This is a genomic window from Paracoccus sp. (in: a-proteobacteria) (assembly GCF_030538655.1).
GTDB lineage: Bacteria > Pseudomonadota > Alphaproteobacteria > Rhodobacterales > Rhodobacteraceae > Paracoccus.
Map to the genome: position 1 here is coordinate 67,964 of NZ_JAUNTO010000004.1, position 25,646 is coordinate 93,609.

The window sequence follows — 25,646 nt, forward strand, 5'->3', positions numbered from 1 at the left end:
TTGGCCCGCCCTTTTTGATAATAATCACGATCAGTTCACCACCTGCGAGCGTGATTTATTTGCAACGCATACTTAAATCCGCGTCATATAACCACGTGTTCCGCCCGGCGGAACCGGATGACATCTAAAGGATTCTCCCGAATGAAACGTCTTTCTCCCCGCTATCTTGTGACCGCATCTGGTCTTGCTCTCGCCCTGGGGTTGAGTGTCGCGGGGGCGCAGCAGGTGCAGGATACCGCCACCTCTGAAATTTCGCCCGAAGCGCAGCAGCACGCGCAAGACGCTGCAAACGCCAACCAGCCCCTGACTGCGCCTGATTCGCCGGTTGGTCAGGTAATGCCCGACACATTTGCCAATCTGGTCGAGCGTGTCGCCCCCGCCGTGGTGAATATCACCACCACCGCCGTTGTTGCGGCCCCCGCCGGACGCACCGGCCCCGGATTTCCCGAAGGTAGCCCATTTTCTGATCTGTTCCGTGATTTTGGTTTCCCGAATATGCCGCAGGGGCCAGAGGGGCGTCGTCAGATGCCGCAACGGTCGAACGCGCTTGGCTCTGGTTTTGTGATTTCGTCTGATGGTGTCATTGTGACGAATAACCACGTCATCGACGGCGCGGACGAGATCGAGATCGAATTCTATTCGGGCGAACGTTTGCCTGCCACGGTGATCGGCACCGACCCGAACACCGATATTGCCGTGCTGAAGGTCGATGGCGGTGACAAAGCATTGCCTTTTGTCAAGTTTGGTGATTCGGATGCGGCACGGGTTGGCGATTGGGTGCTGGCACTTGGCAACCCGCTGGGGCAGGGCTTTTCGGCCTCGACCGGGATTGTTTCGGCGCGAAATCGTGAATTGTCAGGAACTTACGATGATTACCTGCAAACTGACGCGGCGATCAACCGGGGTAACTCGGGTGGGCCTCTGTTCAATCTGAATGGCGAGGTGGTCGGTGTGAATACCGCCATTCTGTCGCCGAGCGGCGGTTCTATTGGTATCGGCTTTTCGATGGCTTCGAATGTCGTGTCCAAGGTGGTCGATCAGTTGCGGGAATATGGCGAAACCCGGCGCGGCTGGTTGGGCGTCAAGATTCAAGATGTAACCTCGGACATGGCCGAGGCGTTGGGGCTGGCCTCGCAAAGCGGTGCGATGGTGACAGATGTGCCTGATGGTCCGGCCAAGGATGCCGGGATGCGTGCGGGCGATGTCATCACCAGCTTTGCTGGGGGCGAGGTGGCCGACACGCGCGAGCTGGTGCGCCGTGTCGCCGATGCACCGGCGGGCGAAGCGGTTGATGTTGTCGTGCAGCGCGAGGGCCAGCCCGTTACGCTGTCCGTGACGCTGGGTCGTCGCGAACTGGCCGAGGGCACGGCCAGCGGTGATGTTGGGGCAGGTTCGGAAACTCAATCCGAGCTGCTGGGCATGACGGTTGCGCCGCTGACCCCGGAAATTGCCGCCGAACTGGGCGTCGGTCGCGAGATGAAGGGGCTGGTTATCCAATCCGTCGATTCCACAGGTGCGGCGGCTGATCGCGGGCTGGCTGCGGGTGATGTCATCACCGAGGCGGGGCAGCAGCCCGTCGAGACGCTGGCTGATCTTGAAGCGCGCATCAGCGAGGCGCGCGATGCCGGGCGCCGCTCGGTTCTGCTGCTGATCCGCCGCGCGGGTGAACCGCGCTTTGTCGCGCTGCCAGTGGATCAGGGCTGATCCTGACAACAGAAAAACGCCGCGAAAGATGACTTTCGCGGCGTTTTTATTTTTGGGGGTCAATATATTACCAGCGCAGGACCACGCTGCCCCATGACAGCCCGCCACCAATTGCTTCGGTCACGATCAGGTCTCCGGCCTTGAACCGGCCTTCACGGTTGGCCACCGACAGCGCCAGCGGAATCGAGGCGGCAGAGGTGTTGCCATGGTCCGCGACGGTCAGAACCACCTTGTCCATCGGCAGCTGCATCTTTTGTGCGGTGGCGCTGATGATGCGGCTGTTGGCCTGATGCGGCACCAGCCAATCGACATCGGCGGGCGTCAGCCCGGCCTTGTCCAGCGCGGCATGGGCGGTTTTTGCTAGCTTTTCAACGGCGTGGCGGAATACCAGATTACCCTGCATCCGCAGGCAACCTGCCGTGCCCGTGGTGCTGACGCCGCCATCGACATACAGAATATCGCGATAACGCCCGTCGCTGTTCAGATCCGAGGACAGAATACCGCGATCTGTATTGGTGCCGGGCTGGTCGGATGCCTCAAGCACGACGGCCCCGGCACCATCACCAAACAGCACACAGGTGCCGCGGTCGGTCCAGTCCATGATGCGGGAATAGGTTTCAGCCCCGATCACCAACACCCGGTTGGCTTGCCCGGTGCGGATCAGTCCGTCAGCATTGGACAGCGCAAAGATAAAGCCCGCGCACACCGCCTGCACGTCATAGGCAAAGCCGTGGTGCATCTCCAGCCCGGCCTGCACCATGGTCGCAACGGCGGGAAAGGTCAGGTCCGGGGTGGTGGTCGCAACCACAACCGCGTCGATCTGGTCGGCTGTCACCCCGGCGTTATCCAGCGCGGCGCGGGCGGCGCGGATGGCCAGATCACTGGTCGTCTGCCCCTCGGCTGCAAAGTGGCGACGCTCGATTCCGGTGCGGTCGCGGATCCAGGCGTCGCTGGTGTCCAGCGTATCTTCGAAATGGCTGTTCTCGACCACCCGCTCAGGCAGATAGTGCCCCACACCTCGGATCACTGAACGCCGAATTGCCATCAGACCGCCCCGCCTTCTTCGCTGTTGTTATCGCCGGGCGGCAAGGATAGGGCCGCACCTTGTGCCACCCGTGCCGCCAGCCGGTCCTGAAAGCCGGATCGCGCCAGTTGGAACGCCAGCTTGATTGCCGCCGAAACCCCCGTCGCATCGGCAGAGCCGTGTGATTTCACCACCGTGCCGTTCAGCCCCAGAAACACGCCACCATTCACCCGGCGCGGGTCGATGCGCTTTTGCAGGCGTTTGAGCGAACTCATCGCCAGAAGGGCCGCGAATTTGGACATGATCGAGTTGTTGAACGCCTCACGCAGAAAATCACCGACCAGCTTGGCTGTGCCTTCGCCGGTCTTCAAGGCGATATTTCCGTTAAAGCCGTCGGTCACGATCACGTCGGCGCGCGCGCCGGGCAGGTCGCCCCCCTCGACAAAACCGACATAATCGAACTGCGCCTGCGCGGCGACCTTGCCGATCAGGTCATGCGCCTCTTTCAGTTCGGCGCGGCCTTTGTGTTCTTCGGTGCCGACATTCAGCAGGCCGACGCGTGGACGATCCAGCCCCAGCCCGTTGCGAGCGTAGGACGCGCCCATCATCGCATATTGCAGCAGGTCGGGCGCATCGGCGCGGATGTCGGCGCCCACGTCCAGCATGACGTTGAACCCCTGAGGATTGCGCGAGGGCCACAGGCAGGCGATGGCGGGCCGGTTCACGCCGGGCAGCTTGCGCAGCCGCAGCATCGACAGGGCCATCAGCGCGCCGGTATTGCCGCAACTGACCGCCACCGTCGCTTCGCCCGCGCGGACCGATTCGATGGCTGACCACATGCTGGTGCCCTGCGCGTTGCGGATCACCTGGCTGGGCTTGTCGTTCATGGTGACGACGCCCTGCGCATCGCGGATGTCGCAACGCTCAGCCAGCCCTTTGCGACGCGACACAAGGCGGGTCAGTTCGTCCTTGGGACCATGCAGGATAAAGCGGATTTCCGGGTTTTTGCTGGCAGATGCCGCCATTCCGGCGATCACTGCCGTCGGCCCACGGTCGCCGCCCATCGCATCAACCGAAATCACCACGCTACCCCCTTGCTCGGGGGCGCGCGGTGCATTTGTCTTGCTGGATTCCACCGACATCAGGCCGCTGACGCGCGCCGGATCAGGCGGCGTCGTCGTCCAGATCGACGTCGTTTGCCTGCGCGATCACTTCGCGGTCGGCATAGTGGCCGCAGGACGGGCAAACGTGGTGCGGACGTTTCAGTTCGCCGCAGTTCGGGCATTCGTTGGGGTTGCCAGCGACCAGCGCATCGTGCGAGCGGCGCATGTTGCGGCGCGAGCGGGTCACGCGATTCTGGGGGACAGCCATGTCTCAACCTCGGGTCTGATATTGCGGGCACCTACAGGCGGCCGCCATGAAAATTCGGAACGAACCGCGCCAATACGCCAAGAGCCGCCGCCATGCAAGGGGCTGCAAGCGATTCGTCCTAGTTGCGCGGTTTCAGCAGGTCCGCCAGCCCGGAAAACGGACGCTGACGGGTTTCGTCCTGTTCAGGCTGCGCGGGTGCCGTGTCCAGCGCGGCACCGTCGGCGCGCGGATACAGTGGCAGGGACAGCGACAGCGCCTCGATCATGGCGGCGCCGGTGTCGATATATTGGCCAAGCGGTTCGATGTCCTGGTCGGGGACTTCGGTTTCGGCCTCATCCGGCATTGTGGCGTGGGGGGAATACAGAATGCGCAGGTCGTCGCTGATGGCGGTTTCCACCGGCTCCAGCGTGACGACGCAGGGCTGCACCACACGCGCGTCCATCCGGGCGGTCAGCAGCCAGGAATCGTTGCCTTCGGGACGGATGCGGCCGCTCATATGCAATGCGGGCAGGCCCAGCAGGCCCAGTTCCTGCGCGATGGCGGCGCGCTGATCGGGATCGGGGCGCAGGTCGAAATCATTGTCGCCACGCGGATTCAGATGCGCCACCCGCAGCCGGTGGGAAAAAATTGTCGGATCAGACATGGCACGGCCTTTCTGCGCAGCGGATCGAATTTCTTGAGCGCGGATGACGAGTTTGCTAAGCGGGGCGGGCGGCGTCAACCGTCGCAGGTAAGGGACGGGAAAAGAATGGCGACCTTTCGGCAGGTTATGATCGTTGTGCTGCTGGCCTTGGCGGCCTGTGCGCCGGTTTATCGCAACCACGGCTATGTGCCCCCGCCCGAGGATCTGGAACAGGTCGTTGTGGGGCAGACCACGCAGGATATGCTGGATGCCACGATCGGGCGGCCCTCGGCGCAGGGGCTGCTGACCGGCTCGGGCTGGTATTACGTCGGGTCGCGTTGGCGCGACTTTGGCCCCACCCCCCCGCGCGAGGTGGAACGGCAGGTCGTGGCGATCAGCTTTGCCCCCAATGGTGTTGTGACGAATGTCGAACGCTTTGGGCTGGAACGTGGGCGCGTGGTGGTTCTGTCGCGCCGCGTGACCGAGGGCAGCATCACCCCGGTGTCGTTCATCGGTCAGTTGATGGGCAATATCGGCAACTTCCAGGCGGGCGATCTGCTGCGCGACGAATAAACCACATCGGGTGTCGCGCCGCTGCGCGCCCGATGTTATCCCTTGGCGAACGGTGCACATCGCGCCGCCAGCCGGGGGAGGGAATCATGAAAACCGACATCGAAATCGCCCGTGCGGCGGTCAAGCGTCCGATTGCCCAGATCGCTGCCCGGTTGGGGCTAGGGCCGGACCAGATCCTGCCTTATGGTCATGACAAGGCCAAGATCACCCATGACGCCTTGGCCGCGCTGCCCGACCATCAGGGACGGCTGATTCTGGTCACAGCGATCAATCCCACCCCCGCGGGCGAGGGGAAAACCACCACCACCGTCGGCCTTGGCGATGCGCTGAACCGCATTGGCAAGCGCGCCACCATCTGCATCCGCGAGGCCAGCCTTGGCCCCAATTTCGGCATGAAGGGCGGCGCGGCGGGCGGCGGCATGGCGCAGATTGTCCCGATGGAGGATATGAATCTGCACTTCACCGGCGATTTTCACGCCATCACCAGCGCCCATAACCTGTTGTCGGCGATGATCGACAACCACATCTATTGGGGCAATGCGCTGGACATCGACACTCGCCGGATCACCTGGCGGCGTGTGGTCGATATGAACGACCGTGCGCTGCGCGACATCACCGTGGGTCTGGGCGGCGTGTCGAACGGCTTTACCCGTCAGACCGGCTTTGACATCACCGTCGCGTCCGAGGTGATGGCGATTCTCTGCCTGGCCACCGATCTGGCCGATTTGCAGGCGCGTCTGGGGCAGATCGTCATCGGCTATACCCGCGACCGCGCGCCGGTGACGGCCAGCGACATTGGCGCGGATGGCGCGATGACCGTGCTGCTGCGCGATGCGCTGCAACCCAATCTGGTGCAGACGCTGGAAAACAATCCGGCCCTTGTCCACGGCGGGCCATTCGCCAATATCGCCCACGGCTGCAATTCGGTCATCGCCACCCGCGCCGCGCTGCGCCTGTCGGATTACGTTGTGACCGAGGCGGGCTTTGGCGCCGATCTGGGGGCGCAAAAGTTTCTGGACATCAAGTGCCGCAAGGCCGGGCTGATGCCCTCGGCCGTGGTGGTGGTCGCGACCGTGCGCGCGTTAAAGATGAATGGCGGCGTTGCCCGCGCCGATCTGGGGGCGGAAAATGTCGTCGCGGTGCGGAATGGCTGCGCCAATCTGGGGCGGCATATCGAAAACATGCAGGGTTATGGCCTGCCGGTGGTGGTGGCGATCAACCATTTCACCGCCGACACCGATGCCGAAATCGCCGCCGTGCAGGAATATTGCGCCGCGCTTGGGGTGCAGGCGGTGGTGTCACGCCACTGGGCCGAAGGCGGTGTCGGGGCCGAGGATCTGGCCCGCGCCGTCATCGCCGCCGCTGACAGTGATGCGGCGGATTTCCGGCTGCTTTATTCCGACGAGATGCCGCTGTGGGACAAGATCGAAACCATCGCCACCCGCATCTATCGCGCCGCCCGGATCGAGGCCGCGCCGGGGGTGCAGGCGCAGTTGCAGGCATGGGAACAGGCGGGCCATGGCAATCTGCCGGTCTGCATCGCCAAGACGCAATATTCCTTCAGCGCCGACCCCGACCTGCGCGGCGCACCCCAAGGCCATACGCTGCCCGTGCGCGAGGTGCGCCTGTCCGCCGGGGCGGGCTTTATCGTCGTCATCTGCGGCCAGATCATGACCATGCCCGGCCTGCCGCGCGTGCCCGCCGCCGAATCGATCCGGCTGAATGATCTGGGGCTGGTCGAAGGGCTGTTCTAGGCACCTTGCCACGGCTTGCCGCCGTCCAGCTCTCCCACCAGATGATCGACAAAGCGGCGCAGCTTGGGCGGCATCGGCTCGACCGGGGGCCAGATGGCGGCGATCGGCAAAGGCCGGGTGCCATAATCGGCCAGCACCGGCACCAGCCGCCCTTCGTGCAGCGATCGCGCGGCGATAAAACCGGGCAGCATGGCGATGCCCAGTGCCGCTTCGGCCATGTCGCGCATCGCCTCGCCATTGTTCAGCGACAACCGGCTGTGAACCGGGGCGGCGATCATCCGGTCGCCCTGACGGAACTGCCACATCTGCGCGTTGGGAACGTGGGAATAGCCAATGACCTGATGCCGCGCCAGATCAACCGGGGTCGTCGGCGTGCCATAAGCCGCCAGATAGTCGGGGCTGGCGCAGCAAATGATCCGATCCTCGCACAGCTTGCGCGCCTTCAGGGCGCTGTCGCGCGCCTCGCCGATACGAATGCCAATATCAAACCCTTCGCGCGGCAGATCGCGGGCGCGGTCATCGTAATCGGCGATGATTTCCAGTTCCGGGTTCGCGGCGGCAAAGCGAGCGATGATCGGGCCAAGATACAGGGTGCCAAAACTCATCGGAGCGGCGATCCGTAACGTGCCACGCAGAGGCGCTACGCCGTCCATGCCCCATGCGGCGCTTTCAGCCGCAGCCGCCAGATCGGCCAGCACGGGGCGCAACCGCTCGGCCAGACGCTGCGCGGCTTCGGTGGGTGTGATACGGCCAGCGTTGCGCCGGAACAGCGCCGCCCCAAGCGCGGTTTCCAGATTGCCAATCCGCTTGCTGACCACCGATTTGGCCACATTCAGCCGCGCAGCGGCGGCGGTGACGGTGCCATGATCCAGCACAGCCAGAAAGGTTTGCAGGTCGGTCAGCTCGTAACGCATGATCGCTGAATAGAACCGAATGCAAACCGACACAACACGACCGTTCGCGAAATGCGAATGCGGTGGTCGGGGTGCGTGGCCTCGCCTCGGGCGCGGCAGATGCCATATCTGTCCCAAGCGAAAGGAGATCACCATGGATCTGACCGGTATTCACCACCTGACGGCCATCACCGCCGATGCCCCCGCGAACAAGCGGTTCTATACCGAAACGCTGGGGCTGCGGCTGGTCAAAAAGACCGTCAATCAGGACGATACGTCCGCCTATCATCTGTTCTATGCCGACGGGCTGGCCAGCCCCGGCACCGACCTGACATTCTTTGACTGGCCTGTGGCACGCGAACGCCGCGGCACCCATTCGATCAGCCGCACAGGGCTGCGCATCGACGAGGGCAGCCTTGACTACTGGGCCGCGCGTCTGCGCGATGCAGGCGTGCAGACCGGCCAGCCGGCAACGACTGATGGCCGCGCCTCGCTGGATTTCGAGGATGGCGAAGGTCAGCGTTTCCGCCTGACCGCCGACCAGCCCGGCGCGGCGAACCCATGGGACCGCAGCCCGGTGCCCGCGCAGCATCAGATCCGGGGGCTGGGGCCGATCACCATCTCGGTGCCTGATCTTGCCCCGACCGAGGCGATCCTGACCATCGTCATGAACATGCGCCGCACCCGCGATTATCCCAGCCCCGACGGGCAAGGGCAGGTGCATGTGTTCGAGATGGGGCAGGGCGGCCCGGCGGCGGAACTGCACGTCGCGGTTCAGCCCGGCCTGCCGGTGGCGCGGCAGGGCGCGGGTGCGGTGCATCACGTCGCCTTCCGCACACCTGATCCGGTGGGGCTGACGGAATGGACCGAACGGGTGCGCGAGTTCCGCATCCCCTCCTCGGGCGAAGTCGAGCGGTATTACTTCCGCAGCCTGTATTTCCGCGAACCGGGCGGCAACCTGTTCGAGATTGCCACCGATACCCCCGGCTTTACGGTGGACGAGCCGCTGGAAACCCTTGGCGAAGGTCTGTCGCTGCCGCCGTTCCTCGAACCGCGCCGCGACCAGATCGAAGCCAATCTCAAACCGCTATAAAAAACTGTCAGAACAAGGCCGCCCTCTTCCGGGGCGGCCATTTTCGTTGTCGGCATCTTCGGTCTGAAAATATCCTCAGGGGGTCCGGGGGCAGAATGCCCCCGGCGTCGCGGGACGCAATCAATCCGCGTTTTTGCTCCGTGCTGCCGCTGTCGCCTGTGTCCACCAGTGCAGATCGTCCAGCGTCCCTTTCAACGAGGGCAACGGGATGTCATCCACTTCGGACATCGGCTTGCCCTCGCCCAAGGGCGATTCCTTTATGAACGCCCCGACACCCAGATGCACGACGTTGCGCACCGGCATCAGCCCTCGCGCCGCCGACGCCGCCATAGCCAAAGGGCGCCACCGGCTTGCGCAGCCAGTCTTTATATGCCTGATCCAGCGCATTCTTCGACGCGCCGGTGATTGCGTGGTTCTATTTCGCCGCCACGGACAGATAACTGTCGAATTCACTGATCTTCTTTTGCCACGCTACCGCCTTGGGGTCTTGCGGCGGGGTGTGCAGATTGGATGCCGCCTCATCAAAGGAAGGCAGATCGAAATCGCGCGGACCTACAAATTCAAAGCTCATGCCGTCGCGATCTTTGGCCTTTTCCATCAGCTATTCAATCGACTGATCGGCAAGGCGGGTCTTGAGGGGCGGTCCGGTGACAACGGCGATGTTTGGCTCGCTCGTGCCAGGGTTCCCTGCGATGATATGTGAAAGCCCGCGCGTTCGGGGGAACCGAACGCGCGGGCCAGGCCGTCATGGGGCAGATCAAGGGTTTTGCGCCAGCCAATCCTGCGCAGCTGCCAGATCATCCGGCGACAGTTGATGCCCGGTCGCCAGAACACGCGCTTCCAGCGCCACACCGGCCCCGGTCAGGCTGCGTTCCAGCGGTGGTGCCAGACGCGTAAACGGGTCATCCGCGCCCGACAGCAGCAGTGCCGAGGTTCCGCTCAGGTCGGCCTGTGGCGGTTGCTCCAGCACCTCGATCCCGCGCAGCAGGATCGCGCGCCGGGCCAGGCCCGGATGCAGCCGCATGGCGGCGCCCAGCAGGTTGGCGCCGTTGGAATAGCCCAGCCACACCGCCTGCGCCGGGTCGATGCCATAGGCGCGCGGCAGTTCGGCGGCGAAACCGGCCAGCGCCGCCGACTCGGCCCGGATGTCGGCCTGATCATAGCTCATCGCGTCAAAGCGGCGGAACCAGCGGTTGATGCCTTCCTCGCTCGAACGTCCGCGCAGGCCCAGCAGGGTTGCGCGCGGCGCGATCCGGGCGGCCAGCGGCATCAGGTCGGTTTCCGATCCACCCGTGCCATGCAGCAGCAGCATCACCTGCCCGTCGGGGTCGTTGGGGCGATGAAAGCGGTGGATAAAGGGCAGGTCGCGCATCGGTGTCCTTTCCTCGCCCGGCAGGGCGAATTGTGGCAGCATCACCCGCAGATCATCAATGCGATGCTGGTCATGGGGCGGCATGAATAACTGATGGCCCAGGGTCTCGGCTGGTTCGTCGATGGTAAAGCCGGGGGCGTCGGTAGCATATTCCGTCAGAATGCCTGCCGGATCGCGGGCATAAAGCGACAGGAAATAGCGCCGGTCATGCACGCTGGTCGTGGCCGCAGAGCCAAGCGCCAGCCGCATCCGCCGCACGGCATCGACATCCGGGGCGCGAAACGCCACGTGATCCAGAATCCCGGTGCCGGGAATGCCGGGAAAATAGCCGGTGGCATCGCGCAGATCCACGCTGTCGGTATCAGACTCAAGCCGCCGCACCGCCCCTTCGGCCCGCGCAAAGCGATAGCCGAAACGGGTGATGAACGCCTCGGTTTCCTGCGGTTGATCGGTCAGCAGCGTAACCCCGCGCAGCCGAGTCGGCGCGATAGGGTCAGGCAGTGGCGCGGCGGCAGGCAGATCGACACCAACCAGCTTGACGATGATGCCGTCCGGGTCTTTCAGCCGCAGCACGGTCTCGCCGAATTCGCGCGCCGGTCCCGTGGCAGGCACCCCTGCCGCCATGGCACGGGTCAGCCAGTCGCCAATGCGGTCAGCGGGCACGGCCAGCGCGATCTCGGCCACCTGACCCAAGCCGGTTCGGCCGGGTGCGCCATCCTCCCACACCAGAAAGCTGATGATGGAACCGGGCGAGCCAAGCGCGTCGCCATAAAACAGGTGCAACTGTTCCGCATCCTCGAACCCGCCGGTGCGCTTGACCAGCCGCAGGCCCAGAAAGCCCGTGTAGAAATCGACATTGGCCTGCACGCGGCGCGTGATGGCAGTGACGTGATGAATGCCGGTGGTCATGGTGGTCCCCTTTCTGTTGTGCTTCATATGGCACCGACATGGCATCGGCCCACAGCGCGGCGCGCTGACACCGGGTTCGCGATTGACGAACATATCCGGCCTTGGCAGTGCAGGGTCATGCGCCCTAGAATCCCGTATAACAGATGAAAGGACAAGATATGAGCTGGAACCCCGCCCTTGATCCCGGTTGCCCCGACGAGATCGGCGTCGATGCCATCGAAACCCTCATCATCCCCCGCGCCCGCGACCTTGGCGGGTTCGAGGTGCGCCGTGCCCTTCCCGCCCCGACGCGGCAGATGGTTGGCCCGTTCATCTTCTTCGATCAGGCTGGCCCGGCCGAATTTCTGACCGGGCAGGGTATCGACGTGCGCCCGCATCCGCATATCGGCCTTGGCACCGTGACCTATCTGTATCGCGGCGATTTTCATCATCGCGACAGCACCGGGGCCGATCAGGTGATCGAACCGGGCGCGCTGAACTGGATGGTTGCGGGGCGGGGCGTCACCCATTCCGAACGCACCAGCAGCGCTGCCCGCCATGGCCCGCACAGCCTTTACGGCATCCAGACATGGGTGGCCCTGCCCGAAGACCAAGAGGATATGGCCCCCAGCTTTGAACATCACAGCAAGGAAACCCTGCCCGTGATCGAGGCAGAGGGCGTGACGGCAAAGCTGATTCTTGGCAATGCCTATGGCGAACAGGCCCCGGCCAAAATGTATTCCGAAACCTTCTATCTGGACGTTGTGCTGATCCCAGGTGCGCGCTTTCCCTTGCCCGATGATCACGAAGATCGCGGCCTTTATATCACCGAAGGGCAGGTCAGCATCGCCGGGCAAACCTTTGACGCCGGTCAGATGATGGTGTTCCGCCCCGGCGACCGCATCACCGTTGCCGCTGGTCCGCAGGGCGCGCGGCTGATGGCGCTTGGCGGGGCGACATTGAACGGGCCGCGCCATATCTGGTGGAACTTTGTCGCCTCGTCCAAAGAACGGATCGAGCACGCGAAAGAGGAATGGCGCGCCGGGCGTTGGGGGCAGGGGCTGTTCGATCTGCCGCGGAACGACCGCGACGAATTCATCCCGCTGCCCTGAGCGGATGCAGGGTGCCCTTTGGGAAGGCGCGGGGCAGTCATTGCTGTATGTTCCGCAACGGCCATGCCGCGCGTCAGGCGCAACGGACTGCCCAAAGATGCCTCCGGCGGGGATATTTATGGACCAGAGATGCCGCACGCGCTGACCTTTTCTTTGTCGTGCGGATGACCTATCTCGCAGGCGTAGCGAAAAGGAGCCACGCATGGCGAAGATCACCTATATCGAGCATAACGGCACCCGCCATGAAATCGAGGTCAAGCCGGGCATGACCGTGATGGAGGGCGCGCGCGACAATGGCGTTCCGGGGATCGAGGCCGATTGCGGCGGTGCCTGCGCCTGTTCCACCTGTCATGTCTATGTCGATGACGCTTGGCTGGACAAGCTGCCGCCGCGCGATGACATGGAATCCGACATGCTGGATTTCGCCTATGAACCCGATCCGGTGCGCTCGCGCCTGACTTGCCAGATCAAGGTGACGCCGGAACTGGACGGGTTGGTGGTGCAACTGCCCGAGCGGCAGATCTGAGAATCTGACGTCGCCTTTTGGCGCAAAGCTGTCGCAGGCGCGGTTCGGGGCCGCGCCGCGTTGCGCTAGCGTCCGGGCATGACCATTGCGGGAACCCTTCTGATGACCGATCTGATCCTGACCGTCACCTGCCCGTCGCGCCGCGGTATCGTTGCCGCGATTGCGAATTTTCTGGCGGATAATGGCTGCAATATTACCGATGCAGCGCAATTCGATGATGCGAATAACGGCATGTTCTTTATGCGCGTCAGCTTTCGGTCGGAAACCGGGGCGGTGGCGGATGACCTGCGCGGCGCTTTCCCATCGGTGGCTGAACAGTTTGCGATGGACTGGGCCATCCATGAGGCGTCGCAGCGCGCCCGCGTTCTGCTGATGGTGTCGAATTTCGGGCATTGCCTGAACGATCTGCTGTATCGTTGGCAGATCGGCGCGCTGCCGGTGGATATTGTCGGCGTGGTGTCGAACCACCTGACCTATCAAAAGGTCGTCGTGAACCACGACATCCCCTTTCACCACATCCGCGTTACCCCCGAAAACAAGCCCGAGGCCGAAGCGCGGCTGCTGGCGCTGGTCGAGGAAACCCGGACCGATCTGGTGGTGCTGGCGCGTTATATGCAGGTGCTATCCGATGCGCTGTGCCGCAAGATGGAAGGGCGGATCATCAATATCCACCATTCGTTCCTGCCCTCGTTCAAAGGGGCGAACCCCTATAAACAGGCGTATGAGCGTGGGGTAAAGCTGATCGGCGCGACAGCGCATTATGTCACCGCCGATCTGGATGAAGGTCCGATCATCGAACAGGACACGGTGCGCGTGACGCATGCCCAGTCGGCGGCCGATTACGTTACCCTTGGCCGCGATGTCGAGGCGCAGGTGCTGGCCCGCGCCATCCACGCCCACATCCACCACCGCGTGTTCCTGAATGTGGATCGCACGGTGGTTTTCCCGGCCAGCCCCGGCGGCTATGCCAGCGAGCGGATGGGCTGATCGCGACGCGGGATGTGCGGCGGGCTGACCCGCCGCATCCGTCAACCTTGGCGCAGGGTATCGACGTAGCGATTCAGCGCCTGAAACAGCATCATGTTGAGATCACCGCCCTGGTCCGCGCCTTCGGCCACAAAGCGCGCCAGCGGGTTGAAATCCGCCACCCGCGCCAGCCCGTAAACGAAACTAAATCCCGACAGCACCGTCAGGCGAATGTCGATGTTCGGGCGCAGATGGCCCATCTCGTGGGCGCGCGACAGCAGCTTTTCCAGCAGCCGGAACAACGCCAGCACCTGACGCATGATGCCGGGGTCGTCGGCAAAGCGCAGAACTCGCTGATCGACCAGCAATCGCAACTGTTCGGGGTTATCCAGCGCCCATTCCAGAAAACCGCAGGCCAGTGCCCGCGCCTGTTCCAGCGGCTGATCCTGATCGGCCTTCACCAGCCAGCGGACGCAATTGTCACTGATCCGGGCCATCGCCTCTTGCACAAGGGTCAGGGTCAGATCGTCAAGATCGGGATAAAAATCCTGCAACACGGTCAGGCTGATATGTAACTTGTCGGCCAGTTGCGTCGGGGTTGGGGGCACCAGCCGCGTTTCTTCGATCAGCTCCAGCAAAGCTGCCGCGCCATGGCTTTGAAAATGTCGGCTATCCATACCTGGCCCAGTCATGTGGTCGATGAAGGTGTTAACGGCAGGATAGCATGGTTTTATGGGTGATAAACTGCCGTGCGACAGAAACTTCACGTCACGCAAAAAGCGTGCTTAGACATTGTGCGACATTGCGTTCAGATAAATGCCAAAGGACTTGCGCGCGATTTCCAACGGCTCGGCGTGCGTGTCGATGGACCATTCCTCGAAATGGCCGTCAATGCTCATCCGGGCAAGGCCATAGACCAGCGCGCGACCAGTGACGGCCATCGTGTCCAGATCATAGGCGTTGCTGAGTTTGCCCTGTGCCTGCGCCTCTTTCATGCTGCGATGCAGTAGGTCGCGCACGGAATCGTTCAGGCGTTTCAGCGCGGCGGAATTGCTGATCGACACCAGATTGCGGTCAGCGGCCAGCAGGAATTCATGCGGGCGCTGCATCGCCCATTCCATGAAGCCTTCGGCGATGGCGCGCAGACGTTCCAGCGCGTCGCCCGTGTCGATGGCCACTGTCCGACGCGAGATCGAATCCAGCAGATGCGTGATTGCCATATCTGCCAGCACGTCGATCATCGCCTTTTCATCGGGCACGATGTCGCGCGCAACCGATTCGGGCATCCCCGCCTCGGCCGCGATTTGCGCCATTGTCAGCGGAGTATGGCGATGCTGTTCGATCAGCCGTTCGGCTGCTTCGATAAGTTCGCGAATACGGCTGCCGCCCTGGGGAAGTATGTTGTCAGGCATGTCGTTAAATTAGCAGAATTCTGCGCTCTATGAACCGGAAATGATGCCGATTGTTAACCATCTGCCCGAGCCTGCCGTTTGCGCTCATGCGGGTCTAGGTGTCTTTTTCGCAGTCTGATGTTTTTCGGCGTGACCTCGACCAGTTCGTCATCGTCGATATAGGCGATGGCCTCTTCCAGCGACATGCGGACGGGGGGCGTCAGGCGCACGGCCTCGTCCGTGCCGGATGCGCGCACGTTAGTCAGCTTTTTGCCCTTGAGCGGGTTCACCTCAAGGTCGTTGTCGCGGGAATGTTCGCCGATAATCATGCCCTGATACACCTGTTCCTGCGCGCCGATGAACATCTTGCCGCGTTCTTCAAGGTTCCACAGCGCATAGGCAACCGAAACGCCGTCTTCCATCGAGATCAGAACGCCCTGGCGGCGGCCCTGAATCGGCCCTTTATAGGGCGCCCAGTCATGGAAGATGCGGTTCAAGACGCCGTTGCCGCGCGTGTCGGTCATGAATTCGCCCTGATAGCCGATCAACCCGCGCGACGGCACATGCGCGACGATGCGGGTCTTGCCGTGACCGGCGGGGCGCATTTCGACCAGATCGCCCTTGCGGTTGCCGGTCAGCTTGTCGATCACCGCGCCGGTATAGTCGTCGTCCACATCAATGATGACTTCTTCGATGGGTTCCAGCCGCTGCCCGTCTTCCTCGCGGAAAATGACGCGGGGGCGGGAAATCGACAGCTCGAACCCCTCGCGGCGCATGTTTTCGATCAGAACGCCCATCTGCAATTCGCCCCGGCCCGAGACGATAAAGGCGTCACCCCCCGGCGTGTCCTCGACCTTGATGGCGACGTTTGATTCGGCCTCTTTCATCAGCCGTTCGCGGATGACGCGGGACTGCACTTTGCTGCCATCGCGGCCCGCCAGCGGCGAATCGTTGATGCCAAAGGTGACGCTGATGGTCGGCGGATCAATTGGTTGCGCGGGCAGGGCGGTTTCGACCTCGGGCGCGCAGATGGTGTCAGCGACAGTAGCCTTGGCCATGCCGGCCAGTGTCACGATGTCGCCTGCCACCGCTTCGTCAATCGGCTGCTGGGTCAGGCCACGGAAAGCCAGCACTTTGGAAATGCGGAACTGTTCGATGCGTTCGCCATCGCGGGACAGGGCCTTGACGGTATCGCCCGCCTTGGCGCGGCCTGCCTCGACCCGGCCGGTCAGCAGACGGCCAAGGAAGTTGTCGGCGGCCAGCGTCACCGCGATCATCTGGAACGGTTCGTTCGTCCGGCTTTGCTGTGCCGGGGCGGGAACATGGCGCAGGATCAGATCGAACAGCGCCGACAGATCCTGTTTCGGACCGTCCATGCTTTCATCGGCCCAACCGCCAATACCGGATGCGTAAAGATGCGGGAAATCAAGCTGTTCATCCGTCGCGCCCAGATTGGCGAACAGGTCGAACACCTCGTTCAGCGCGTTTTCGGGGTCAGCGGCGGGTTTATCGACCTTGTTCAGCACCACGATGGGCCGCAGCCCCAGCGCCAGTGCCTTGCTGGTCACGAATTTCGTCTGCGGCATCGGCCCTTCGGCGGCATCGACCAGCAGGCAGACGCCATCGACCATGGACAGGATGCGTTCCACCTCGCCGCCGAAATCGGCGTGGCCGGGCGTGTCCACGATATTGATGCGGGTGCCTTTCCATTCGACCGAGGTGGCCTTGGCCAGAATGGTGATGCCGCGTTCGCGTTCGATGTCGTTGCTGTCCATCGCGCGTTCGGCGACGGCCTGATTTTCGCGGAAGCTGCCCGACTGTTGCAGCAGTTTATCGACCAGTGTGGTCTTGCCGTGGTCAACGTGGGCGATGATGGCGATGTTGCGAATGTCCATGGGGCCGTTCTGTCAGATTGCGCGTTCGCCGCACCCCCTATAACAGCAAGCCCCGGATCGCCAGCGACAATCGCGCTGCGCGGCGGTGTGGTGCCCGGCTTGGCCGGGGCACCGGGCTGTCTGCCTCAGCGCAGGCCGAGGAACGACAGAATAAACAGCACCACCACGACGAGGCCGACGATATAGATGATCGAGTTCATGGCCTTTCCTTCCTTAATATCTTCCCGGCGCCACCTCATGCGGCGTCTTTGCGGGTTCCAAGCGGTAACACCCGGAACGCCATCCGGTTCCCGATTTTGTGAAGGGCGGGCGTCTTTTCAGGCGGTTGCGGCGTTTTTCAGCCAGTCCAGCCCAGTGTCGGTCACAGATTTTGGGGTATATTCGGCGCTGACCCAGCCCCGATAGTCTGAACCATCGACGGCGGCGAAAAATGCCGCATAGTCCAGCCCGCCGCCGCTGAAGGGTTCGTTGCGGCCCGGCAGCCCGGCGATCTGGATGTGGCGGATCAGCGGGCGGTGCGCCGAGAATGCCGCCAGTGCGTCGCCGGTGATGATCTGTGCGTGATAGGTATCGAATTGCAGCCCCAGATTCGGCGCGGCCAGATCGGTGATGATCCGCGCGGCCAGATCGTAATCCGACAGGAAATAGCCGGGCATCGCGGTCTGGCTGATCGGTTCGATGGTCAGGCTGGCATGGGGCGCGCGTTTGGTGGCCCAGTCCAGATTGCTGCGGAAGGTGTCCAGAGCCTGCGGGCCTTCGGCTTTGCCGGCCATGATGTGGATATGACGCGCAGTTAACGCCTCGGCAAAGCGCAGGGCGCGGTCGAAATCGCGGCGAAAGCGATCCTCCATTCCCGGCTGGGCGGCGAAACCGCGCGGCCCGCCCGCCCAATTTGGCGGCGGGCAGTTCAGCAGCACGAAATCCAGTTCGTTTTGACGGGCGGCACGGGTCAGATCGCGCGGGGCCAGATCATAGGGAAACAGCATCTCGACGCCCTGAAACCCGGCATCCCGCGCGGCGGCAAAGCGCGCCAGCACCGGCAGTTCGGTGAACAGCATCGTCAGATTGGCGGCAAAACGCGGCATCACGGCTCCAGCGGAAAGAAAACTCCGGCCGAGGTGACGCCCATGCGCCCGTCCGGTCCGGGGGTGGCGGCCTCGGCCAGCCGGTAGAATGTCTTGCGGTCGATCAGCGCCACCATGCCGCCGCGCACATGCACATAGGGGCGCGGTTCGTCCCCGTGCGATTCGACGGTGATCGGATTGTCGGCATCGGCCACGACCTGATCGCCGACATTGGTGGTGAATGTGATGCTGTCGCCGATGTCAGCATCCGTGACGACAAAGGGTGCGTCCACCACCCGGATGCCGACCTTTTCCACCGGAGTCACCAGATAATGCCGGTCGCCCTCGCGCTTCAGGATGGTGGAAAACAGCCGCACCATGGCCGGGCGACCGATGGGGCTGCCCTCGTGCCACCAGGTGCCGTCAGCGCGGATTTCCATATCCATTTCGCCGCAATAGGGCGGATTCCACAGATGCACGGGCGGTAATCCGCCCTTGGCCGCCTTGGTCGCGGCGGCGGCAAGCCCTTCGGTGCTCACGCTTTTGTCAGGTTTATCGGCCATTCCCGGTGGTTGTCCGTTCTGCAACTGTTATAGCTAGGGGTGATACGACAGCGAGAAGGGCTTGTCATGGGTGCGCAGGAAAATCTGGTGGCCGAAGTCACCGCATTGGCCGAACGTCTGGCGCAGGCGCGTGCTAGCGTGGAACAGCGGTTTGTCGGGCAACATGATGTGGTGGAACAGGTGCTGGCGGCGATTCTGGCGGGCGGGCATGCGCTGCTGGTCGGTCAGCCGGGCCTGGGCAAGACGATGCTGGTCGAGACGCTGGCCACCGTCATGGGGCTGGACAGCCAGCGTATCCAGTTCACCCCCGACCTGATGCCTGCCGATATTCTGGGGTCCGAAGTGCTGGACGTGACCGACACCGGCGCGCGTGCGTTTCGGTTCATCGAGGGGCCGGTCTTCACCCAGCTTTTGATGGCGGATGAAATCAACCGCGCCAGCCCGCGCACGCAATCGGCGCTGTTGCAGGCGATGCAGGAACATCAGGTGACGGTCGCGGGCCAGCACCGCGACCTTGGCCGTCCGTTCCATGTGCTGGCCACGCAAAACCCCATCGAACAAGAGGGCACTTATCCGCTGCCCGAGGCCCAGCTGGACCGCTTTTTGTTGCAGATCGACGTGGATTATCCCGACCGCGACACCGAGCGTAACATTCTGCTGGCCACGACCGGCGTGGATGCGGGGGCGGCCCATGCCGTGTTCGACGGGCCGGGGCTGATCGCGGCCCAGCGGCTGATCCGACAGATGCCGGTGGGCGAAACGGTGGTGGACGCCATTCTTGATCTGGTGCGTGCCGCCCGCCCCGGCGCGGACGAGGCCGGGCCATGGGTGTCCGAGTCGCTGATCTGGGGGCCGGGGCCGCGCGCGGCGCAGGCGCTGATGCTGGTGACGCGGGCGCGCGCGGTGCTGCATGGCCGCTTTGCCCCGGTGCTGGACGATGTGGCCGCGCTGGCCGCGCCGGTGCTGCGGCACCGCATGGCGCTGAACTTTGCGGCGCGGGCGCGGGGCGAAACCGTGGATGCCATCATCGCCCGTCTGCTGGCGGGCCGTGCAGGGCTGACGCAAGCCGCATGAGCGTGACGCCCCCTGCCGATCTGCGCGCACGGGCCGAGGCTGCCTCGGCCCACCTGCCGCCGCTGATTCTGTCAGCGCAGCGGCTGGCGGCGCTGATCGCGCCCGGCGCGCATGGGTTGCGGCGCGCGGGGCCGGGCGAAGATTTCTGGCAATACCGCCCGGCGCAGCCCGGTGACAGTGCGCGCAGCATCGACTGGCGCCGCTCGGCCCGGTCGGATGCCCGCTTTGTCCGCGACCGCGAGGCGCAGACGGCGCAGGCCGTGTCTTTGTGGGTTGCGGGCGGGCCGGGGATGGCATGGTCCGGTGCGCCTGACCGGCCCAGCAAACAGACGCGCGCGCAGGTGCTGGCCTTGTCGCTGGCGCTGGTGCTGTTGCGTGGCGGCGAAAAGGTCGGGCTGGCGGGCGGCGATCCGGCGCGGGCCGGGCGCGCGCAGGGTGAGCGGTTGGCGCAGGAACTGCTGCTGTATCCGGCGGACGATACCCCGCCCGCTGACGCGGCGCGCCCCGGTCAGCGGCTGGTGCTGATCGGTGATTTTCTGACCCCGGTTCAGCCGCTGCTGGATCACATCGCCCGTGCCGCCGCCTTGGGCCTGCGCGGCGTGGTGCTGCAGGTGCTGGACCCGGACGAAGAGACCTTCCCCTATGCCGGTGCGGTGCTGTTTCAGGCACCGGGCGGGGCCGCGCGTCACGATACCCGCGATGCGGCGGGGCTGCGGGCCGAATATATGGCGCGGCTGGCGCAGCGGCGGGCCGACATCGGTGCAGCCTGCGCGGCGGCGGGCTGGCGCTTTGGCACCCATGACACCGCAGCCGCGCCGGCGCAGGCGCTGATGTGGCTGTATCAGATGCTGGAGGGGTGATCCGGTGCTGATGCTTGGTCCGCTTGGTTTTACCGCGCCGCTGGTGCTGACCGCGCTGGTCGCGTTGCCCGCGCTGTGGCTGATCCTGCGCGCGTTGCCGCCCTCGCCGCGCGTGCAATCGTTTCCGGCGGTGGCGCTGCTGGCCGGGCTGGTCGATCGGCACCCGGTGGCGCGGCGCACGCCGTGGTGGCTGTTGCTGCTGCGGCTGCTGGCGGTGGCGGCGCTGATCCTTGCCTTTGCCGGGCCGGTGTGGAAACCGCAGCCCCGTGATGCGCAGACCGGGCCGCTGCTGGTGGTGCTGGATGCTGGCTGGGCCGCCGCCCCTGACTGGCCGCAGCGGCAGGCCCGCGCCGAACGCGCGCTGAGCGAGGCCGCCGCCGCTGGCCGCCCCACCGCGCTGCTGATCGCCGATGGTGTGGGGGCGCAGCAACCGCTGGTCTTTCAGACCGGCACCGATCTGTTGCCTGCCTTGCGTGCCGCGCGACCTGCGGCCTGGCCAAGCATACTGCCCGACGATGCTGATGCGGCGCTGTCCGTCGCGCCGCCGGGGCAACTGGCCACGCTATGGATCAGCGACGGGTTGGACCACCCGAACCGCGCAGGCTGGCTGGCGGCGCTGACGATGCGCGGGCCGGTGACGGTGGTGCCGCCCGCCGCCCCGGTGCTGTCGCTGACGCTGGACGGCGGCGAGACCCCCGCACTGATGCTGCACAGCTCTGCCGCCGGTGATGCACCGCAGATCGAGGCCATCGGTCCTGACCCGCAGGGCACCCCCCGCGCGCTAGCCCGGCTGACCCCCGGTGCCCCGGTGGCCGAAGGGCAGGGGCAGCGCCGCGCCGTGGCCATCGACCTGCCGCCGGAATTGCGCAACCGCATCACCCGCTATCAGGTCGAGGGGGTGGCCCATGCGGGTGTGGTGGTGCTGGCCGATGACCGGCTGCGGCGGCACAAGGTGGCGCTGGTCGGTGATGCCGCAGGCGCGGCCGAGGGGCAGGAGTTGCTGTCACCGATGCACTATCTTCGCCGGGCGCTGACCCCGGTGGCCGATGTGATCGAGGGCGGCCTTGCCGATGTGCTGGACGCTGCGCCCGATGTGATCGTGCTGGCCGATCAGGTGGGCCTGCCCGAAACCGGGCGGTTGGCGGAATGGGTGCAGGCGGGCGGGCTGCTGATCCGCTTTGCCGGACCGCGCATGGCCGCCAGCGACCGGCTGGATACCGAACCGCTGCTGCCGGTCGCGCTGCGCCCTGGGGGGCGCGATGTCGGCGGCGCGTTGTCATGGGGCGATCCGCGTGGCATTGCGCCCTTTGTCGCCCAGGGGCTGTTCGCCGGTCTGATCCCGCCGGACGAGGTGACGGTGCGCGCACAACTGATCGCGCAACCCTCGCCCGATTTGTCGGCACGCACGATTGCTGCGCTGGTGGACGGCACGCCGCTGATAACCCGCATGGCCGAGGGGCAGGGGCAGGTGGTGCTGTTCCACGTCACCGCGAATGCGGAATGGTCGAACCTGCCGCTGTCGGGGCTGTTCGTGCAGATGCTGGATCGGCTGATCGGTTCGGCACGGGCCGCGCCCGGCGATGCGCCTGCGGCGGAGACGGCGGATTACTTGGTGCCGCAGGTGCTGCTGGACGGCTGGGGCCGCGCCAGCCCCGCCGCCGATCCGGTGCCGGTCGCGGCGGATGATTTTGCGCGCGGGCCGGGGCCGGGACAGCCGCCGGGCATCTATGCGGCGGGCGAACGGCGCGTGGCGCTGAACGCGGGCACGGCGCTGATCCCGGCGACATGGGACGGCGCGGCAATCGAGGATGTGGCGGCGCAATCGGGCCGCGCGCTGGCCGCGCCGTTGATCGCGCTGGCCGTGCTGCTGATGGTGCTGGATGCGCTGGCCACCGCCGCGCTGTCGCGTCACCGCCGATCTGCTGTGGCGACCACCACGACCGCCGCCGCGCTTGTGCTGTTGCTGGCCGCATGGCCCGCCCCCCGCGCCATGGCGCAGGATGTGCCGCCCGAAACCATCCGCGCCGCCGATGAGGTCGCGCTGGCCTATGTGCTGACCGGCGACGAGGCTGTGGACGAGACCTCTTATCAAGGGCTGGCCGGGTTGTCGCGCGTGCTGTCACTGCGCACCTCGGTCGAGCCGGGCGTGCCGGTCGGTATTGATCTGGATCGCGACGATCTGTCGGTGCTGACCTTTCTTTATTGGCCGGTGACGGCGGGCCAGCCTTCGCCCTCGCCCATGGCCTATTTGCGGCTAAACCACTTTCTGCGGTCCGGCGGGATGATCCTGTTCGACACCCGCGACGGTGATGTGACCGGCGTTGGCGGGCCGGATGGACGCGCCGATCTGGCCACGCTGGCCGCGCCGCTGGATGTGCCGCCGCTGGCCCCGATCCCCGATGACCACGTGCTGACCCGCAGCTTTTATCTGCTGCAAGGCTTTCCGGGCCGCTGGCAGGGCGCGCCGGTCTGGGCCGAAGCGCCGCCCGCCGGGGCATCGGCGGATGAGGGGATGCCGTTTCGCAACCTGAACGATGGCGTCTCGCCCGTCATCATCGGCGGCAATTCCTGGGCCGAGGCATGGGCGCTGGACGATGACGGGATGCCGGTGTTTCCCGTGGGGCGCGGGTTCGAGGGCGAACGCCAGCGCGAGATGGCCTTTCGCTTCGGCGTCAATCTGGTGATGTATGTGCTGACCGGCAATTACAAATCCGATCAGGTCCATGTTCCCGCCCTGCTGGACCGTCTGCGCATCGAGGAGATGCAGCGATGAACGCCCTGCGCTTTGACCCCGCCCTGCCTTGGTGGCTGATTGCCGCGCTGGCGGCGCTTGCGCTGTTGGCGGCGGGGTTTGCGTTGTGGCGCGGGCTGCGGGGCTGGGCGTGGCGCGGGCTGGCCGGGCTGGCGGCTGTGGCGGCGCTGTCTGGACCGGCGCTGGAAATTGGCACGCGCGCGGGGTTAAGCGACATCGTGATCCTGCTGGACGACCGTAGCGCCAGCCAGTCACTGCCGGGCCGCGCGGCGCAGACCGATGCCGCCATCGACGCGCTGACCCGCCAGATCGCCGCGCTGCCCGATACCGAACTGCGCCGTATCACCGTGGGTGATGATGAAAACGGCAGCCTGATCGGCACCGCGCTGACCCGCGCCATCGCCGCCGAGCCGGAACAGCGCCTTGCCGGGGTGATCGCGGTGACGGACGGGCAGGCGCATGACGCCGCCATGATCCCGTCGGCGGCACCCGCGCCCGTGCATCTGCTGCTGACCGGCACCCCCGGTGATTGGGACCGGCGGCTGGTGATCGAAGAATCGCCCGCCTTTGGCCTGATCGGTGAACCCGCCACCATCCGCCTGCGGATCGAGGATCAGGGTGCCGTCCCTGCCCAAGAGGCGGGCCAGCCCGTGAACCTGCGCATCAGTCTGAACGGCGGCGAGGAACAGGTCTTTGCCGTCCCCGTCGGCGCGTCGCTGGACCTGCCGGTGGTGCCTGCCCATGCCGGGCAGAACGTGGTGCAGATCAGCTTTGACGCGCCAGAGGGCGGGGAACTGACAGTGCTGAACAACGCGGCGGTTCTGTCGATCACCGGGGTGCGTGACCGGCTACGGGTGCTGCTGGTGTCGGGGCAGCCTCATGCCGGGGAACGGACATGGCGCAACCTGCTGAAATCGGATGCAGGGGTGGACCTGATCCATTTCACCATCCTGCGCCCACCGGATAAATTCGATGGCGTGCCGGTGGATGAACTGGCGCTGATCGCCTTTCCCACGCATGAACTGTTCATGCAGCGGATCGACGATTTCGACCTGATTATCTTTGACCGCTATCGGGTGCAGGGCATCCTGCCCGCCGATTATTACGACAACATCGCCCGCTATGTCGAACAGGGCGGTGCGATTCTGGTCGCCGCCGGGCCAGAGATGGCAGGTGTCGAAAGCCTGAACCTGTCGCCGCTTGGCCGCATCCTGCCCGCGCGGCCCACCGGGCGGGTGATCGACGCACCGTTTTTGCCGCGCCTGACTGACGAGGGTGCGCGCCATCCCGTAACCTCGGGCCTGCCGGGCGCGGCTGGCCCGGATGAGGTGCCCGCCGCGCCCTGGGGCCGCTGGCTGCGCATGGCCGACACCATCGTTTCGCGCGGAGTGGTGGCGATGACGGGCGCGGATGATCGCCCGCTGCTGATCCTTGATCGCGTGGGGCAGGGACGGGTGGCGCAGATGACCAGCGATCAGGTCTGGCTGTGGGGGCGCGGCTTTGAAGGTGGCGGCCCGCAGCTTGAGCTGCTGCGCCGCATCGCGCATTGGTCGATGAAGGAACCCGAGCTGGACGAGGAAACCTTGCTGGCCGATGTCGGTGCCGACCTGCGGGTGCGGCTGACGCGGCGGACCATGCAGGACGAGGCCGGGCCGCTGCGTATTACCGGGCCAGATGGGCTGGCGACCGACCTGCCGCTGACGCCCGCCGGGCCGGGGCGGTTCGTGGCCGACTGGATCGCGCCGGGGCCGGGGCTGTATCGGCTGGCTGACGGTGATGTGACGCGGGTGCTGGCGCTTGGCCCTGCCGCCCCGCGCGAATTTGAACAGACAGTGGCCAGCGATACGACGCTTGGCCCATTGGTGCAGGCCACAGGCGGCGCGGTGCTGCGCCTGTCTGACGGCGTGCCCGACCTGCGGACCGTGCGCGCCGGGCGGCAGGCTTTTGGTGAAACGGCCCTTGGTCGCTGGATCGCCCTGACCCCGCGCGAGGCGGCGACGGTGACTGGTCTTGCGCGTCGGCCCCTGTTGCCCGGCTGGGTCTGGCTGGTGGTGATTGCCGGGCTGCTGGTCGCGGGCTGGTTGACAGAGGCGCGGCGGCGGGTCTGACAGGGCGATGTCGCCGCCCAAAGCCGGGGGCGCGTCGCCCC

General features: G+C 65.1%; 24 protein-coding genes. 11 read left to right on the plus strand and 13 right to left on the minus strand.

The genetic code is table 11. The annotated features are described in order from the left end of the window. The first annotated feature begins 141 nt into the window (after positions 1-141). Positions 142-1,704, plus strand: a complete 1,563-nt coding sequence (locus tag Q4G22_RS04175) for a DegQ family serine endoprotease (protein ID WP_303384640.1) — start codon at positions 142-144, stop codon at positions 1,702-1,704. Between the two features lie 67 nt (positions 1,705-1,771). Here the strand turns inward: Q4G22_RS04175 and Q4G22_RS04180 are convergent, their stop codons facing one another. From Q4G22_RS04180 to Q4G22_RS04195, 4 genes are all read right to left on the minus strand, one after another. Continuing rightward, entirely contained in the window at positions 1,772-2,749 is a 978-nt protein-coding gene (locus tag Q4G22_RS04180; RefSeq protein ID WP_303384641.1) for a beta-ketoacyl-ACP synthase III, read from the minus strand. Next, positions 2,749-3,870 carry a phosphate acyltransferase PlsX gene (gene plsX / locus Q4G22_RS04185; RefSeq protein ID WP_303384642.1) on the minus strand — a complete coding sequence of 374 codons (1,122 nt, stop codon included), beginning with the start codon at positions 3,868-3,870 and terminating at the stop codon, positions 2,749-2,751. The genes Q4G22_RS04180 and plsX overlap by 1 nt, the downstream gene beginning before the upstream one ends. Positions 3,871-3,892: 22 nt before the next feature. Then, the gene (gene rpmF / locus Q4G22_RS04190; protein ID WP_303360159.1) at positions 3,893-4,099 is read right to left on the minus strand and encodes a 50S ribosomal protein L32; all 207 of its coding nucleotides are present in this window, start codon (positions 4,097-4,099) and stop codon (positions 3,893-3,895) included. A gap of 118 nt (positions 4,100-4,217) precedes the next feature. Beyond that, entirely contained in the window at positions 4,218-4,742 is a 525-nt protein-coding gene (locus Q4G22_RS04195) for a DUF177 domain-containing protein (protein WP_303384643.1), read from the minus strand. Positions 4,743-4,847: 105 nt separating this feature from the next. Here Q4G22_RS04195 and Q4G22_RS04200 point away from each other — a divergent pair, with 105 nt between their 5' ends. Then, positions 4,848-5,294 carry an outer membrane protein assembly factor BamE gene (locus tag Q4G22_RS04200; RefSeq protein WP_303384644.1) on the plus strand — a complete coding sequence of 149 codons (447 nt, stop codon included), beginning with the start codon at positions 4,848-4,850 and terminating at the stop codon, positions 5,292-5,294. Positions 5,295-5,380: 86 nt separating this feature from the next. Beyond that, positions 5,381-7,048 (plus strand): formate--tetrahydrofolate ligase, encoded by a 1,668-nt coding sequence (locus Q4G22_RS04205; RefSeq protein ID WP_303384645.1) that lies wholly within the window; start codon positions 5,381-5,383, stop codon positions 7,046-7,048. On the opposite strand, the gene Q4G22_RS04210 is transcribed toward Q4G22_RS04205, so the two are convergent. After that, positions 7,045-7,962: a LysR family transcriptional regulator gene (locus Q4G22_RS04210; RefSeq protein ID WP_303384646.1), complete on the minus strand. Its 918-nt coding sequence runs from the start codon at positions 7,960-7,962 to the stop codon at positions 7,045-7,047. The two genes, Q4G22_RS04205 and Q4G22_RS04210, sit on opposite strands and share 4 nt — an antisense overlap. A gap of 133 nt (positions 7,963-8,095) precedes the next feature. On the opposite strand from Q4G22_RS04210, the gene Q4G22_RS04215 reads away from it, so the two are divergent. Beyond that, a complete protein-coding gene (locus tag Q4G22_RS04215) occupies positions 8,096-9,034 on the plus strand; it encodes a ring-cleaving dioxygenase (RefSeq protein WP_303384647.1) in 939 nt (312 codons plus the stop codon). A 211-nt stretch (positions 9,035-9,245) separates the two neighbouring features. Here Q4G22_RS04215 and Q4G22_RS15695 read toward each other — a convergent pair whose 3' ends face one another. From Q4G22_RS15695 to Q4G22_RS04230, 3 genes are all read right to left on the minus strand, one after another. After that, complete coding sequence (locus Q4G22_RS15695) at positions 9,246-9,440, minus strand: hypothetical protein (protein ID WP_368661457.1); 195 nt, start codon at positions 9,438-9,440, stop codon at positions 9,246-9,248. Between the two features lie 9 nt (positions 9,441-9,449). Continuing rightward, on the minus strand, positions 9,450-9,632 hold the full coding sequence (locus Q4G22_RS04225) for a hypothetical protein (protein WP_303384649.1): 183 nt from the start codon (positions 9,630-9,632) through the stop codon (positions 9,450-9,452). Positions 9,633-9,791: 159 nt separating this feature from the next. Then, positions 9,792-11,315 (minus strand): VOC family protein, encoded by a 1,524-nt coding sequence (locus Q4G22_RS04230; protein ID WP_303384650.1) that lies wholly within the window; start codon positions 11,313-11,315, stop codon positions 9,792-9,794. Positions 11,316-11,473: 158 nt separating this feature from the next. Between Q4G22_RS04230 and Q4G22_RS04235 the strand changes: the two genes are divergently transcribed. The 3 genes from Q4G22_RS04235 (at position 11,474) to purU (ending at position 13,919) form a co-directional block, all read left to right on the plus strand. Further along, entirely contained in the window at positions 11,474-12,406 is a 933-nt protein-coding gene (locus tag Q4G22_RS04235) for a pirin family protein (protein WP_303384651.1), read from the plus strand. A gap of 202 nt (positions 12,407-12,608) precedes the next feature. Continuing rightward, positions 12,609-12,932 (plus strand): 2Fe-2S iron-sulfur cluster-binding protein, encoded by a 324-nt coding sequence (locus tag Q4G22_RS04240; RefSeq protein WP_303384652.1) that lies wholly within the window; start codon positions 12,609-12,611, stop codon positions 12,930-12,932. A 102-nt stretch (positions 12,933-13,034) separates the two neighbouring features. Then, a complete protein-coding gene (gene purU, locus Q4G22_RS04245) occupies positions 13,035-13,919 on the plus strand; it encodes a formyltetrahydrofolate deformylase (RefSeq protein WP_303384653.1) in 885 nt (294 codons plus the stop codon). Positions 13,920-13,960: 41 nt separating this feature from the next. Here purU and Q4G22_RS04250 read toward each other — a convergent pair whose 3' ends face one another. The 5 genes from Q4G22_RS04250 to Q4G22_RS04270 all read right to left on the minus strand — a co-directional run bounded on the left by Q4G22_RS04250 (position 13,961) and on the right by Q4G22_RS04270 (position 18,811). Further along, positions 13,961-14,575 carry a WHG domain-containing protein gene (locus Q4G22_RS04250; protein ID WP_303384654.1) on the minus strand — a complete coding sequence of 205 codons (615 nt, stop codon included), beginning with the start codon at positions 14,573-14,575 and terminating at the stop codon, positions 13,961-13,963. Between the two features lie 108 nt (positions 14,576-14,683). After that, the gene (locus Q4G22_RS04255) at positions 14,684-15,310 is read right to left on the minus strand and encodes a TetR/AcrR family transcriptional regulator (RefSeq protein WP_303384655.1); all 627 of its coding nucleotides are present in this window, start codon (positions 15,308-15,310) and stop codon (positions 14,684-14,686) included. Positions 15,311-15,363: 53 nt separating this feature from the next. Then, the gene (gene typA, locus Q4G22_RS04260; protein ID WP_303384656.1) at positions 15,364-17,184 is read right to left on the minus strand and encodes a translational GTPase TypA; all 1,821 of its coding nucleotides are present in this window, start codon (positions 17,182-17,184) and stop codon (positions 15,364-15,366) included. A 317-nt stretch (positions 17,185-17,501) separates the two neighbouring features. After that, positions 17,502-18,269 (minus strand): hydroxypyruvate isomerase family protein, encoded by a 768-nt coding sequence (locus Q4G22_RS04265; RefSeq protein WP_303384657.1) that lies wholly within the window; start codon positions 18,267-18,269, stop codon positions 17,502-17,504. Continuing rightward, positions 18,269-18,811: a DUF1285 domain-containing protein gene (locus Q4G22_RS04270; protein WP_303384658.1), complete on the minus strand. Its 543-nt coding sequence runs from the start codon at positions 18,809-18,811 to the stop codon at positions 18,269-18,271. The genes Q4G22_RS04265 and Q4G22_RS04270 overlap by 1 nt, the downstream gene beginning before the upstream one ends. A gap of 66 nt (positions 18,812-18,877) precedes the next feature. Here Q4G22_RS04270 and Q4G22_RS04275 point away from each other — a divergent pair, with 66 nt between their 5' ends. The 4 genes from Q4G22_RS04275 to Q4G22_RS04290 are packed head-to-tail and all read left to right on the plus strand — an operon-like array spanning position 18,878 to position 25,605. Beyond that, a complete protein-coding gene (locus Q4G22_RS04275) occupies positions 18,878-19,885 on the plus strand; it encodes a MoxR family ATPase (RefSeq protein WP_303384659.1) in 1,008 nt (335 codons plus the stop codon). Further along, on the plus strand, positions 19,882-20,745 hold the full coding sequence (locus Q4G22_RS04280; RefSeq protein WP_303384660.1) for a DUF58 domain-containing protein: 864 nt from the start codon (positions 19,882-19,884) through the stop codon (positions 20,743-20,745). The genes Q4G22_RS04275 and Q4G22_RS04280 overlap by 4 nt, the downstream gene beginning before the upstream one ends. A 4-nt stretch (positions 20,746-20,749) precedes the next feature. Then, positions 20,750-23,518, plus strand: a complete 2,769-nt coding sequence (locus Q4G22_RS04285; protein WP_303384661.1) for a DUF4159 domain-containing protein — start codon at positions 20,750-20,752, stop codon at positions 23,516-23,518. Next, complete coding sequence (locus Q4G22_RS04290; RefSeq protein ID WP_303384662.1) at positions 23,515-25,605, plus strand: hypothetical protein; 2,091 nt, start codon at positions 23,515-23,517, stop codon at positions 25,603-25,605. Before Q4G22_RS04285 ends, Q4G22_RS04290 begins: the two co-directional genes overlap by 4 nt. The last annotated feature ends 41 nt before the right edge of the window (positions 25,606-25,646 follow it).

Excerpts from the sequence above, each read along its gene's own strand:
- Q4G22_RS04175 (WP_303384640.1), top strand. The coding sequence starts at position 142 with ATGAAACGTCTTTCTCCCCGCTATCTTGTGACCGCATCTGGTCTTGCT.
- Q4G22_RS04180 (WP_303384641.1), bottom strand. The coding sequence starts at position 2,749 with ATGGCAATTCGGCGTTCAGTGATCCGAGGTGTGGGGCACTATCTGCCT.
- plsX (WP_303384642.1), bottom strand. The coding sequence starts at position 3,870 with ATGTCGGTGGAATCCAGCAAGACAAATGCACCGCGCGCCCCCGAGCAA.
- rpmF (WP_303360159.1), bottom strand. The coding sequence starts at position 4,099 with ATGGCTGTCCCCCAGAATCGCGTGACCCGCTCGCGCCGCAACATGCGC.
- Q4G22_RS04195 (WP_303384643.1), bottom strand. The coding sequence starts at position 4,742 with ATGTCTGATCCGACAATTTTTTCCCACCGGCTGCGGGTGGCGCATCTG.
- Q4G22_RS04200 (WP_303384644.1), top strand. The coding sequence starts at position 4,848 with ATGGCGACCTTTCGGCAGGTTATGATCGTTGTGCTGCTGGCCTTGGCG.
- Q4G22_RS04205 (WP_303384645.1), top strand. The coding sequence starts at position 5,381 with ATGAAAACCGACATCGAAATCGCCCGTGCGGCGGTCAAGCGTCCGATT.
- Q4G22_RS04210 (WP_303384646.1), bottom strand. The coding sequence starts at position 7,962 with ATGCGTTACGAGCTGACCGACCTGCAAACCTTTCTGGCTGTGCTGGAT.
- Q4G22_RS04215 (WP_303384647.1), top strand. The coding sequence starts at position 8,096 with ATGGATCTGACCGGTATTCACCACCTGACGGCCATCACCGCCGATGCC.
- Q4G22_RS04225 (WP_303384649.1), bottom strand. The coding sequence starts at position 9,632 with ATGGAAAAGGCCAAAGATCGCGACGGCATGAGCTTTGAATTTGTAGGT.
- Q4G22_RS04230 (WP_303384650.1), bottom strand. The coding sequence starts at position 11,315 with ATGACCACCGGCATTCATCACGTCACTGCCATCACGCGCCGCGTGCAG.
- Q4G22_RS04235 (WP_303384651.1), top strand. The coding sequence starts at position 11,474 with ATGAGCTGGAACCCCGCCCTTGATCCCGGTTGCCCCGACGAGATCGGC.
- Q4G22_RS04240 (WP_303384652.1), top strand. The coding sequence starts at position 12,609 with ATGGCGAAGATCACCTATATCGAGCATAACGGCACCCGCCATGAAATC.
- purU (WP_303384653.1), top strand. The coding sequence starts at position 13,035 with ATGACCGATCTGATCCTGACCGTCACCTGCCCGTCGCGCCGCGGTATC.
- Q4G22_RS04250 (WP_303384654.1), bottom strand. The coding sequence starts at position 14,575 with ATGGATAGCCGACATTTTCAAAGCCATGGCGCGGCAGCTTTGCTGGAG.
- Q4G22_RS04255 (WP_303384655.1), bottom strand. The coding sequence starts at position 15,310 with ATGCCTGACAACATACTTCCCCAGGGCGGCAGCCGTATTCGCGAACTT.
- typA (WP_303384656.1), bottom strand. The coding sequence starts at position 17,184 with ATGGACATTCGCAACATCGCCATCATCGCCCACGTTGACCACGGCAAG.
- Q4G22_RS04265 (WP_303384657.1), bottom strand. The coding sequence starts at position 18,269 with ATGCCGCGTTTTGCCGCCAATCTGACGATGCTGTTCACCGAACTGCCG.
- Q4G22_RS04270 (WP_303384658.1), bottom strand. The coding sequence starts at position 18,811 with ATGGCCGATAAACCTGACAAAAGCGTGAGCACCGAAGGGCTTGCCGCC.
- Q4G22_RS04275 (WP_303384659.1), top strand. The coding sequence starts at position 18,878 with ATGGGTGCGCAGGAAAATCTGGTGGCCGAAGTCACCGCATTGGCCGAA.
- Q4G22_RS04280 (WP_303384660.1), top strand. The coding sequence starts at position 19,882 with ATGAGCGTGACGCCCCCTGCCGATCTGCGCGCACGGGCCGAGGCTGCC.
- Q4G22_RS04290 (WP_303384662.1), top strand. The coding sequence starts at position 23,515 with ATGAACGCCCTGCGCTTTGACCCCGCCCTGCCTTGGTGGCTGATTGCC.